Annotated in this window: 4 protein-coding genes; 1 reads left to right on the top strand and 3 read right to left on the bottom strand. The window is 68.1% G+C overall.

The genetic code is table 11. The features are described from left to right. Nucleotides 1–40: 40 nt before the first annotated feature. Nucleotides 41–409, bottom strand: a complete 369-nt coding sequence (locus KK141_RS06900; RefSeq protein WP_214569045.1) for a BON domain-containing protein — start codon at nt 407–409, stop codon at nt 41–43. Nucleotides 410–935: 526 nt separating this feature from the next. Here KK141_RS06900 and KK141_RS06895 point away from each other — a divergent pair. Further along, on the top strand, nt 936–3,998 hold the full coding sequence (locus KK141_RS06895; protein ID WP_345777532.1) for a TonB-dependent receptor: 3,063 nt from the start codon (nt 936–938) through the stop codon (nt 3,996–3,998). A gap of 89 nt (nt 3,999–4,087) precedes the next feature. Here KK141_RS06895 and KK141_RS06890 read toward each other — a convergent pair whose 3' ends face one another. Both KK141_RS06890 and KK141_RS06885 read right to left on the bottom strand, forming a co-directional pair. Further along, nucleotides 4,088–10,507, bottom strand: coding sequence for an autotransporter-associated beta strand repeat-containing protein (locus KK141_RS06890; protein WP_214569043.1), 6,420 nt, complete (start codon nt 10,505–10,507; stop codon nt 4,088–4,090). Between the two features lie 444 nt (nt 10,508–10,951). Continuing rightward, nucleotides 10,952–12,724, bottom strand: a complete 1,773-nt coding sequence (locus KK141_RS06885; protein ID WP_214569042.1) for a hypothetical protein — start codon at nt 12,722–12,724, stop codon at nt 10,952–10,954. Nucleotides 12,725–12,828: the final 104 nt, after the last annotated feature.

The following is a 12,828-nucleotide window of genomic DNA, read 5'->3' as shown; positions in this document are numbered from 1 at the left end:
TTCCGCGCGCCCCGCGCTGGCAAGGAGCGGGGCGCGGCGCTTACTTCGCGTTGTCGCTGACGGTGACCCCGCCGGCGTCTACGCTCTTCACGCCTTTCACCTTTTTGGCGATCGCCTCGATCTTGGCCTTCTCGCCGGACGTGGCGGCGGTGCCGGTGATGGTGACCACGCCGTCGGTGGTGTTCACCGACAGATCGCCGCTCTTGATGCCCTTGGTGGTGGCCAGCTCCGATTTCACCTTGGTGGTGATCCAGCCGTCGGCAGCCTTGTCCGGCACGGTCTGGTTGCTGGTCGGTTTCTGCATGGCGCCTGCATCCTGCGCGGCGACCTGGGCCAGCGGCGAGGCGGCGAGCAGCGCGACCAGGGCGGCGGCAGGAAGGGTCTTACGGAACAGGTTCGAAGTCTGCATGGCAACTCTCCTGAGAGTGGGGACGCTGTCCGGGGGAGACAGCCGGACGCGGGTGTTTCGGACGTCCGTCATCGATACCAGCAGGTCGGGTGTGAACAGTGCTTCGAAAGCGCGTGCAGGCGTTCAGGGCGCGATCGCCAACGCGAAGATTTCGTGCGCTTGTGCGTGCTAAATCGTAAGCTTTCACGAAACTTGCATGTCGCGCTGCAGCACACATAAATTCTCATTTTCTACAGCAATTTACGGGGTTTTCCGACTCGTGCATGCGGCGGAATTAGTGACCGGGTGAAAAAAATCGCGTTACAAATTCGTTGAGAATCGTACTTTGTTGCGCTATACAGCCCGCTGCTCTTCGGGGCTGGATGGATACGAGAGGGGGGCTCGTCGAGCCGCATCTGGTTAGCCATCCGGGGGCACGTTTCTTTCCTCGGAGCAGGGCCCTTCCCCGGGCTCGCACGACCCACATCCCCGGTCCGCACCCGCATGCGGATCTTGCGTTGCTAACAAGTTGATGGGAGTACAACCTGTGAGTTACCTCGCTGCTTTCACCAAGCGGCCTAAGGGACGTTCGTCCCTGGCCCTGGCCGTTGCCCTGGCTCTGGCCGGCACCGGCGCCCTGGCTCAGTCCAACATCACCGGCTCGATCTTCGGCCAGGTCGCCCCGCAGTCGGGCAATACCGTCGAGATCAAGAGCGTCGACACCGGCCTGACCCGTTCGGTCACCGTCGACGAGCAGGGCCGCTACCGCTTCAGCTCGCTGCCGACCGGCCGCTACAACGTCACGCTGAAGAACAACGGCGCTGCCGTCAGCACCCGCGACAACGTCGAGCTGAGCATCGCCGGCGGCACGGAAGTGTCCTTCGGCGCCTCCGCCGCGGCCGCGACCGACGCGAAGAACCTCGACGGCGTCTCGGTGGTGGCCTCGGCCCTGCCGGCCATCGACGTGTCCTCGGTCGACACCCGCACCGTGCTGACCTCCGAGCAGCTGGCCAAGCTGCCGATCGACCGCGACATCGCCGCCGCCGCCATGCTGGCGCCGAGCGTGGTCGCCAACTCCAGCTACGGCGTGCCGAGCTTCGGCGGCGCGGCTTCGTCGGAGAACGCGTACTTCATCAACGGCTATGCCGTGACCAACCCGCTGACCTCGATCGGCTTCACCAAGCTGCCGTTCGACGCGATCGACCAGCAGCAGGTGCTGACCGGCGGCTACGGCGCCGAGTTCGGCCGTTCCACCGGCGGCGTGATCAACATCGTCACCAAGCGCGGCTCGAACCAGACCAAGGGTGGCATCTACACCATCTGGGAACCGGGTGCGCTGCGCGCCAGCCCGCGCAACAACTACTTCCCGCAGACCGGCGCGGCCACCAACGCCGCCACCGACGGCACGCTGTACCAGTACCGCAACCGCAACCAGTACTGGAAGTCCACCGTCGGCGCGTACATCAGCGGCGCGCTGATCAAGGACCGCCTGTTCTACTACATCGACGCCGAAGTGAACCGCCAGGAAGGCGCCAGCGTCGGTTCGTTCTCGAACTCCGCGGCCTCGGCCTCGAAGATCGGCTACAGCGACTACCAGTACAAGATGCCGCGCTGGACCGCGAAGATCGACTGGAACATCACCGACAACCACATCCTCGAATTCACGGGTGTGTCGGACAAGACCGAGTACACCTCGGATCGCTATGCGTACGACTACAAGACGCTCAGCCACGGCAACACGCAGACCGGCGGCGTCTACACCAAGGACGGCGGCGACCTCTACATCGCCAAGTACACCGGCTACATCACCGACGACCTGACCGTGTCGGCGCTGTACGGTACGCAGAAGATCAACCACGTCCAGACCAACTACGGCTTCAATCCGGCCTGCCCGTACATCTCGGTCGGCTCGAACGCGCAGGCTCCGGGCGTCACCTACAACAGCTGCCAGACCGCGGTCACCTCGACCCTGCCGCTGGACGGCGCGAACGACAAGACCAAGGGCTGGCGCCTGGACATCGAGTACCGCCTCGGTGACCACGACATCCGCTTCGGCTACGACGCGCAGAACGCGAAGTCGTTCACCGGCAAGGAATACGCCGGCGGCTACGCCTGGGTGTACGGCAAGCAGACCAACCCGGCCACCGCGATCGACCCGGGCCTGGGCGTGATCGGTTCGCCGGCTTCGGCGGGCGGCCTGGGCGCGCAGGGCTACTACGTCTACAAGGCGTACAACACCCAGCGTGCCGGCGTGGAAACCGACCAGGCGGCGCAGTTCATCGAAGACCGCTGGCAGGTCAACGATCGCTGGCTGCTCTCCATCGGCCTGCGCAACGAGCAGTTCACCAACTACAACAAGAACGGCGACGCCTACATCAAGCAGCGCCACCAGCTGGCGCCGCGCCTGGGCGCGTCGTGGGACGTGTTCGGCGATTCCAGCCTGAAGGTGTTCGCCAACGCCGGCCGCTACCACCTGGCCGTGCCGAACAACGCCGCCGTGCGCAGCGTGTCCGGTTCGCTGATCAGCAACCAGTACTTCACCTACACCGGCGTGGACCCGGTCAGCGGCGTGCCGCTCGGCCTGAACCCGATCGCGGTGAACCCGGCCAGCCCGTTCATCTGCGCCAACACCGGCGGCGTGTCGTCCAACAAGGAATGCGGCCAGGCGCCGGATCCGCGCACCGTGGCCGCCAAGGGCCTGCGCGCGCACTTCCAGGACGAGTACATCCTGGGCATGGAGCAGCAGATCACCCCGACCTTCAATTGGGGCGCGAAGCTGACCTATCGCAAGCTGATGAGCGCGATCGACGACACCTGCATCCAGGCGCTCGGCAACAAGTGCCTCACCTTCAACCCGGGCCGCGGCAACAGCTTCATGGTGGCTCAGGCGGACGGCAGCCTGAAGGAAGTGCACCTGAGCCAGAAGGACCTGAACCTGCCGGATCTGAAGCGTAAGTACTACGCGGTGGATCTGTTCGTCGAACATCCGTTCGCCGACAGCTGGTACGGCAAGGTCGAGTACACCTTCTCGCGCAACTACGGCAACACCGAAGGCCAGCTGGCCTCCGACCTGGATACCGGCACGGGCGGCCAGACCGACGTGTCGCGCACCCAGGACTGGGACCTGCCGCAGCTGATGGTCGGTTCCAACGGCACCCTGCCGAACCACCGCGCGCACCAGGTGAAGGCGTTCGGCTATTACCAGCTGAACCAGGAATGGCGCTTCGGCGCGACCCTGGTCGCCGCTTCGGGCCGCCCGAAGAACTGCACCAGCTTCTACCCGACCGCCGACGCCGGCCTGTACAACAGCTCCACGTACTGGTTCTGCGGCCTGCCGGGCCAGGCTGGCTATGCGATCTCGCCGCGCGGCTCGAAGGGCACCACGCCGTGGACCTACCAGCTGAACCTCAATGCGGCCTACACGCCGGGCTGGCTGGACAACAAGCTGACCCTGCAGCTCGACGTGATCAATGTGCTGAACCGCCAGACGGCGACGATGTACAACTATCGCTACGCGCTGAACCGCACCACGGTGAACCCGCTGTACGGTCGTGAGCTGAACTACACCGATCCGCGCTACTTCCGCGTGACCGCCCGCTACGACTTCTAAGCGGGCAGGCCGAGCCGGCGCCGCCAGGCGCCGGTCCGGTCCGGCGAAGTCCCTGAAACCACCGGCCTTGCGCCGGTGGTTTCTTTTTTTCAGAACGCGATATTCACCGTCAGCCGCGCCGACTGATCCCGCGCATCGCTGGCGAACTGGCCGTGATAGCCCAGGTCCACCGTCACCGCGTGGCCGAGCGGGAAGCGCAGCCCAAGATCGAGCACCCCCGCGTTGCTCGCCACCGGCAGTCCATACACGTTGAAGCTGTCCGCACCGGCGACGAAGCGCTGGCGGCGCTCCGGCACCGTGTCGCCCCAGGCGTGCTGGTAGCCCACGCCGGCATAGGCGTGCAGGCCGCCCGGCCCCAGCTGCAGCGAGCCGCGCACGCCGCCGATGGCAGCGGTGAGATTGGACGAGCTGCCGTCGACGCTGAGCGCGGCGATGGTGCCGTGCTCGGTGAACGCATCCGTGCGCACGTGCACCTGGCTCAGGTTGACGTAGGGCTCCAGCGTGCCGCGGCCGAACTGGAACACGTAGCCGCCGTCGACGTAGGCCTGTGCGGTGTTGGCGTCGTAGTTCGCCTGCGCCGTGCCGGAGAACGGACCGAAGGCCATGCGCCGCGTGGTGTCGATCTTCTGCCACGCATAGGCCGCGCCGCCGCGCAGGCGGAAATTGCCCAGGTTCCAGCTGGCGTAGACGCCGGCATAGTTGGCCTTCGCATGCGCGGTCGAACCGAGTTCGCGCACGTTGAGGCTGTTCTGCCCGTGGCCGAGCACGCCGCCCAGGCGCACGTCGCCGACTTCCGTATCCGCGCCGATCAGCACGCCGCTGCCGTTGGCGTTCATGTCGTGCGCATTGCCGTCGCTGTCGTGGTCGCCCCAGTGGCCCCACAGCGAACTCCACACCATGTTGCCGGCGCCCGTCGCGCCTTCGGCACTCTGTCCGCCGTAGTTCGCGCCCAGCAGATGGTTGTTGATGGCATCGCGCACGTAGTGGCTGTCGTCGAACAGCGCGGTGGTGATGCTGCCGTGCATTTCGCCGGAGAGCTGGTCGAAGGCGTGGCGTGCGCTGTCGGGGTCCAGGCCGAGCAGGGCGTCGATCAGCGGCGAGGTCGGGTCCAGGTGATCGAGCGCACCGGCCGTGCTCTTCTGGTTCTTGGTGTCCGCCACGCTTTCGAAGCTGACGTCGTTGCGCTGCAGTGAGAGGTTCACCGCATTGGCGGTGTAGCTGAGCAGCGGAGTGAGGAAGGTCAGGTTGGCGCTGACCGCGCCGAACTGCCCGCTCACGCCCTGCGCGGCGGTGAGGATGGTGTAGTCGGTGCGCGGCGCGTAATTGCCCGGCTGCGCCAGCACCAGCACGCTGCCGCCGAGGATGGACGCCGTGCCGCCGACCACGATGCGGCTGCTCTGGCCCTGCGGCGTGGCGCCCACCTGATAGCTGGAGCCGGGGTGGAACACCGCATTGCCGGTCACCGTCAGCGTGCCGGTGGTGTTGCCGGGAATCACCGTGCCGGACAGGTCCAGCCCGCCGATGGTGCCGATACCACCGAGCGTGGCGCCGCCGTTCACCGTGACCGTGCTGCCCAGCGTGGCGCCGGGATGGCTGTTGTCGCCGACGATCAGCGTGCCGGCGGCGACGGTGGTGGCGCCCGACAACGGATTGACCGTGTCCAGCGTGAGCGTGCCGGCGCCGGATTTCAGCAGCGTGCCGCTGCCGGACAACGTGCCGTTGAACGTGCCGTCCGTGCCCTGGTTGAAGATCAGCGAGGCGTTGTCGGTGATATTGCCCTGCAGGCTGGTGCTGTCGCCCTGCAATGCACCCGCGCTGATGGTGGTGCCGCCGCTGTAGCTGTTCGCGCCGCTCAAGGTGAGCGTGCCGGCGCCGAGCTTGGTCACCGAGCCGGTGCCGCTGATGACGCCGCCGAAGCTGCCGGTGGCGCCCTGGTTGAAGATCAGCGAAGCGTTGTCGGTGATATTGCCTTGCAGGCTGGTGCTGTCGCCCTGCAGTGCGCCCGCGCTGATGGTGGTGCCGCCGCTGTAGCTGTTCGCGCCGCTCAAGGTGAGCGTGCCGGCACCGAGCTTGGTCAGCGCACCGCTGCCGCTGACGATGCCGGCGAACGTGCCGTCCGTACCCTGGTTGAAGATCAGCGAGGCGTTGTCGGTGATATTGCCTTGCAGGCTGGTGGTGTCGCCCTGCAGCGCACCGGCGCTGATGGTGGTGCCGCCGCTGTAGGTATTCGCGCCGCTCAGCGTCACCGTGCCGGCACCGAGCTTGGTCAGCGAGCCGCTGCCGCTGACGATGCCGGCGAACGTGCCATCCGTGCCCTGGTTGAAGATCAGCGAGGCGTTGTCGGTGATGTTGCCCTGCAGGCTGGTGGTGTCGCCCTGCAGCGCGCCGGCGCTGATGGTGGTGCCGCCGCTGTAGCTGTTCGTACCGCTCAGCGTGACCGTGCCGGCGCCGAGCTTGGTCAACGAACCGGTGCCGGCGATGGCGCCGGTGAAAGTGCCGTCCGTGCCCTGGTTGAAGATCAGCGAGGCGTTGTCGGTGATGTTGCCCTGCAGGCTGCTCGTATCGCCCTGCAGCGCACCCGCACTGATGGTGGTGCCGCCGGTGTAGCTGCTGGCGCCGCTGAGCGTCAGCGTTCCCGCACCGAGCTTGGTCACCGTGCCGGTGCCGGAGATGCTGCCGGCGAACGTGCCGTTCGCACCCTGATCGAACACCAGCGCCGCGTTGTCGAGGATGTTGCCCTGCAGGCTGCTTGCATCGCCCTGCAGCGTGCCCGCGCTGACCGTGGTGCCGCCGCTGTAAGTGTTCGCGCCGCTCAGTACCAGCGTGCCCGCACCGAGCTTGGTGAGGCCGCCGGTGCCGCTCAGCGCCTGGCTGACGGTGAACACGTTGGCGGCATCGGCGATATCGAACCCGCCGCCCGGCGCACCGAGCGTGATCGCGCGTGCGGTCGACTGGAACGCGGTGCCGGTCACCTGCAGGATGCCGCCTTCGAAATCCAGGCCCGCACTGGCGGCACCGAGGTTGGCATCGGTGCTGACCGACAAGGTGCCCGCGCTCAGCATGGTGCCCTGCGTGTAGGTGTTGGCGCCGCCGAGCACCAGGGTGCCGGCGCCGGTCTTGCTGAAGCCCAGGCCCGTCAGCGTGTTGTCGACCGTGGCCACCCACGCGGCACTCGCCGCGCTGCCGTCGCCGACGCGGATCTCGCTGAGCGCACCGGGCGTCGGCGCGACCAGGCCGAGCGCGTCGCCGACCAGGTGGAAACCGTCGTTGGCGAATTGCATGCCCAGCGCCGTCACCGCGCCGCCGGTGTTGTCGACCGTGACCGTGCCGGCGTCGCCGCCGAAGATGGCGAAGGCATCGGCCGGTTGGCGCGAAGCCGTCACCGAGCCCGTGGCATCCGTCCAGTTCGCCTGCGGCACCGACCAGGTGCCGCTGCCGCCGCCCATGCGCGTGCTGCTGGCCAGGCCGTTGGCGTTCCAGAAATTCAAGCTCAGGCCGTTGGTGTTGATCAGGTTGATCTGCTTGCTGGCGGTGAGGTTCTGGATGGTGAAGCCCGACGGCGGCGCGATGCCGCCATTGGTTTCGGTCAGCGTGCCGCCGTAGGTAAACAGGTTGTACAGGCCGGGGCCGAAGCCGCCGGCATCGATGGGATTGAGCGTGGCGCCGTTGATGGCGAGGTTGCCGTTCACCACCACGTTGTGGCCGGTGCCCGGCGTGGTGAAGTTCGGGCCGGGTGCGCCGAAGGAGAAATCGAGCACGCTGCCTTGCGCCAGGGTGAGGTTGCTGTTCACCGTCAGCGAACCGGTGGGATTGCCCGGTGCGAGATGGCCGCCGTTCTGCACGGTGACGCTGCCGGCCACGGTGCCGAAGCCGCCGAGCGAAGCGCCGCTCGCCACGCTCACATCGCCGCCGATGGACGCGCCTGCATGCGTGGCATCGCCCACGGTCAGGCTGCCGCCTTGCACCGTGGTCAGGCCGGTGTAGGTGTTCACGCCGTTGAGCACGAGTGCGTTGGCGGTATTGGTCAGTCCGCCGGTGCCCTGGATCACGCCATCGAAACTGCCGCCGCCGCTGCCGCTCACGCTGAGCGTGTTGGCACCGAGATTGACAGTGCCGCCGGCGCCGGCCAGCGCGCCGATGGTCTTGTTGCCGCCGGTGGAGATATCGAAAGTGCCGCCCGCGCCCAGGGTCAGCGCGCTGCCGCCGGCGAGCGCACCGCCCAGGCCCAGCGCCAGCGTGCCGTTGAGGATGCTGGTGCCGCCGGTATAGGTGTTGGCGCCGGTAAGGGTTTCGGTGCCGCTGCCGTTGATCGTCACCGAGCCGGTGCCGCCGATGGTGCCGGCGAAACTGCTGCTGCCGGTGGGCGCGAGGGTCAAGGCATTCGCGCCCAGGAACACCGAGCTGCCGGCGACGCCGGAGAGATTGCCGAGGCTCTGCGCGCCGGCCGCGGAGAGATCGAGCGTGGCGCCCGGTGCCGCCAGGCTCACCGCGCCGCTGGGCGCGAGCGCGCCGCCGGCGCCCAGCGCCAGCGTGCCGGCGCCGACGGTGGTGCCGCCGGTGTAGGTGTTCACGCCGCTCAGGGTCAGGGTGCCGGCGCCTTGCTTGAGGATGCCGCCGGTGCCGCCGATGGTGCCGGCGAAGATGCTGCCGGTTGCATCGCCCAGGGTCAGCGTGTTCGCGCCCAGCGCGACCTGGGTGCCGGCCACGCCGGACAGTGCGCCGATGGTCCGGCTGGAGGTGGCGCCGCTGATGTCGAAGCTGCTGCCGGCGTTGATGAGCACCACCGCGCCGGTGGCGGCGAGCGTGCCGGTCCCGCTGAGCGCCAGCGTGCCCGCATTGATCGCGGTGCCGCCGGTAAAGGTGTTGGCGCCGGTCAGGGTCAGCGTGCCGGCGCCTTGCTTGGCGATGCCGCCGGTGCCGCCGATCGCGCCGGCGAACGTGCTGTTGGCGCTGTCGCCGAGGGTGAGCGTGCGCGCGCCCAGTGCGACCGTGGTGCCGGCATCGCCGCTCAGCATGCCGATGGTGCGGTTGCCGCTGGCGCCGGAGATGTCGAAGCCGGAACCGGCGTTCTGCAGATTGACCGCGCCGCCGGCCACCAGCGCGCCGTTGCCGCTGAGCGCGAGCGTGCCGGCGTTGATGGTGGTGCCGCCGGTGTAGGTCTCGGCGGCGCTCAGGCTCACCGTGCTCGTGCCGCTCTTGGTCAGCGCACCGGTGCCGGACAGCACGCCGGACAAGGTGAAGTTATTGCCGCCGGTGACGGTGAGGCCGCCCGCGTTGAGCAGGACCGCCTTGCTCAGCGTCGAGCCGCCGGTGCTGGCGGCGAGGCCGCCGCCGTTGGAGGTGATGCTGGCGGCGCTGCCGAAGTTGGCGTCGCTGTCGAACTGGGCCACGCCGCCATTGAGCACGGCGTCGCCGCTGACCAGGGCGCCGGACAGGCTCCAGGTGCCGCTGTTGACGATCAGGTGCTGGAAATTGACGTAGGTGCCGGAGGCGGCGGTGCCCGTGCCGGTGGCGCCGGAACCCGGCCCGGCCACCACGTTCTGCAAGGTCAGGGTGTTGTTGCCGCCGGCGCCGCCGTCGATCTGCCCGGTGGGCGCGAAGCTGAGATTGATGCCGAGCACGCCGAGCAGGTTCAGGCCCAGGCTGCCGCCCGCGTTGACGTTGGAGCCGGTCACCGCGGTGAAGGTATTGGTGCTGTTGGTACCCATCGACACGCTGCCGCTGATGGTGCCGGCGTTGATGTACGTGTTGCCCGCAGCGGAGCTTTCGAACGCGCTGCGGCCGGTGATGGTGCCGGTGTTGGTGAAGTTGATCTGCGCGCCGCCGTACGCGGCGACGACGGGCGCATCGGAGCCCAGCAGCGTCACGCCGAGCAGGGCGGAGGAGCCGATGGTGCCGGAGTTGGAGATATTGGTGGTGCCGCCACCGCCGTTGCGTGCGGCCAGCGCCATACCGGTGAGGTCGGCGAGATTCAGGCCGAGCAGCCCGGTGGTGCCTTTCATCGTGCCCTGGTTGCTGACGGTCACGGTGCTGCCTGGAATGGAGGCGCCGAGATTCGGATTGCCGATCACCGTGCCGGAGGACAGCAGGCTGAGCAGGCCGAGCAAGGACGGATCGATGGTGCCGGCGTTGTTGAGCGTGGTGCCGTTGCCGGTCAGCGACATCGCGGTGCCGCCCAGACCGAGCAGCACGCCGGTGGAGCCGCCGCTGACCACGTTGACGGTGAGGTTGTCGGCGCTGCTCGCATACGAGGGCGCCAATGGATTGGCCGCGCCCGAGCAGGTGACGGTGGCGCCGTTGGTGGGATTGATCGGCGAGCAGGCGGCCATGGCCGATGGCGGCGGCACGGCGGCGCAGGCGGCGAGGCAGGACAGCGCGAGCAGGCGGCGCGCGGGCAGGCGGCGCGTTCCTCCCGGCGGAACCGCGGCGCGTGGTGCATCAGCCAGTTTGGAGGCGACTTGGGACGCACACAGCGTACGGTTCCAGACGAGCCGGTAAATGCGATTCATGTTGTACCCCTGTCGAGTGAGCCGGTGCCGGGCGGCTGTACTGCGTGTTGACGGGGCTCTCCTATGAGCCCCGGACGTGCAGCACGCGCATTCGCGGACGGTGCCGGACGGGCCGGCGATCGCTGCGGTGCGCGTGAAAGGGGGTGGCTGGAATCAGCCGGTGAGGTTCAGTGCGGGGTGTGGCGGGGCGGAGCGTCGTTCCACAAAGCGATGACCATATGACACCTCCTGTGCAATGGATCGGGACGAACTGCGCTGGGCTGCCGTGGCGATCGCGCCCCCTCGGATGCGATGCCTTGGCGATTCTATGGGGGCCAAATGTTGAATGGCGGTGAAAATACGCCCGGCCGGGGAAAAATGAAACGGGGTGTCAAGGCGGGCGGAATCCGAAAAAGAAACGGGGCGCCAAGGCGCCCCGTTCAACACTCGCCGATGGACAGCGAATTACTTCAGTTCGGTCTGCGTGGTCATCACCATGCCGCCGGCTTCCACGTGCACCTCGCCGCTGATCGACTTGATGCGTTCGGCCTGCTGGCGCATGGTCTCGAACTGCGCCTTGGCGCGTTCGGCCGCGGCCTGGGCCTTGGCGGTTTCTTCCTTGTTGGCGTCGTCGCCGTCCTCGTGGTTCATGGAATCGGTCAGCTCCTTGAGGCGGTCCGACTTCTCTTCCATGGCCTTGATCCAGGACACGTACATGTCGCCGCTCAGGTGCACGCGGCCCATCTGGCCGGCGTCGCCGGTGGGGGCCTTGAGCATGTCGCCGAGCTTGGCGTCCTGGCCTTCGCCGATGGCCATGGCCAGGGCCTTGTCGCCCATCGCCAGCCACACCGGCTGGCCGAGCGCGGCGGTCATGTCCGGCGGCAGCGCCACCGGCTTGCCGTCGGGCGTGAGCTTGAGCTGGGCCAGGGCCGGCGAGGCCATGCTGCCCATCGCGGCGAGACCGGCCGGATTGGTGGTGGCGACCAGCACGCGGCCGGTGAACTTCGGCGTGGGGCTGCTGGCGTCGAAGCTGTCCAGCGACACGCGCAGGCCCAGCAGGTCGCCGAACGGCGGCATCGCGGCCTGCTGCGCCACCTGGCCCAGCTTGGCGAAGCCTTCGTTGAGGTTGGCCAGCGAGGCGCAGCCGAACGGCTTGGCGGCGACCGCCTCGGCCTGGGCGGCCCAGAACGTGCGCAGCGTGCCGACCGGCAGGGCCAGGCTCATGTCCATCGGCGCGTCGGCGGCCACGCCCAGGCCCGGCAGCTCGACCTTGAGGCCCGTGAAGGCCTTGGTCACGTCGTCGGCCAGGGCCACGTCCCAGCGCAGGTCCTGATGCTTGGGATCGAGCTTGGTGTAGCCGAAGCTCATGGCCGGCACGCGGCCGGCGATGCGCACGGCGTCGGCTTCGCAGGCCGGCGAGATGCCCGGCTGGGTCGCCACCGGCTCGCCGGTCTTGGCCGATTCGGCCTGCTGGTGCGCCTTGTACATGGCGGCGAACAGCGGGTCCTTGCCGCTGGCGGCCAGCGGCAGCAGGCGGGCGAGGTCGACGTGGCCCACGGCCCAGGGCTTGTAGCCCTTGTCCTTGGCCAGCTGTTCCAGGCGGCCGTCGTCCTGCAGGTTCTTGGCCGGGCGGTCCAGGCCCAGCGCCTGGCGCAGCAGCGGCTGCGGCGCGTCGGCCGGCAGCACCGCGGCCACCGCCTGCTTGCCGACCACGGCCAGGATCACCTGGGTGCCGGCCTCGGCGGAGGCATGCTTGCGGTAGGTGACGCCGCCTTCGGTGGCGGTGTCGAGCTTCTTGCCGTAGGCGGTTTCCAGGCGGCCGACGAAGGCGTCGAAGGCCTTGCCGTCGGCCAGCTCGAAGCGCAGCACCGGGGCCAGCCCTAAGCCGTAGATGGCCGAATGCCCCTTCATGTTCACGCCGATGTTCTGCGCGAACGCCCCGATGCTCTTGCCGTCGAGTTCGGCGATGAAGGCCTTGAGCAGGTTGGCCGTGTCGGCGTCCTTCTCCTTCATGTCCTCGGCGGCGGCCTTCAGCTGGGCCAGCTGGCCCGGCAGCTGGGCGTCGGCCTGCGCGATCAGCGCATTGCGGGTGTCCTCGTCCAGCACCTCCAGGTTGGCCGCCACGTACGGCGTATCCGCCGGTACGAAGGCCAGCGGGGCGTCCTTGTCCTTGTGGCCGCAGGCCGCCAGCAGCACGCCGGCGACAGCCAGCGCCAGGTAGCGCTTACTCACTCGCATGTCGATTCCCTGAGATAGATAGAAGAAGGTGTAGCGCCGCGCATTATGCCCGTTTCGCCCGGCACTTGCGGGCGAAACAGTGGGCATTCCCGGGCGTTCGGCGA

Origin of the sequence: Dyella sp. LX-66, assembly GCF_018599165.1 — a bacterium.
Taxonomy (GTDB): Bacteria; Pseudomonadota; Gammaproteobacteria; order Xanthomonadales; family Rhodanobacteraceae; genus Dyella_D; species Dyella_D marensis.
Note: the sequence above shows the minus strand (reverse complement) of the source record. Positions and strands in the feature narration are given on the sequence as shown.

Excerpts from the sequence above, each read along its gene's own strand:
- KK141_RS06885 (WP_214569042.1), bottom strand. The coding sequence starts at position 12,724 with ATGCGAGTGAGTAAGCGCTACCTGGCGCTGGCTGTCGCCGGCGTGCTG.
- KK141_RS06900 (WP_214569045.1), bottom strand. The coding sequence starts at position 409 with ATGCAGACTTCGAACCTGTTCCGTAAGACCCTTCCTGCCGCCGCCCTG.
- KK141_RS06890 (WP_214569043.1), bottom strand. The coding sequence starts at position 10,507 with ATGAATCGCATTTACCGGCTCGTCTGGAACCGTACGCTGTGTGCGTCC.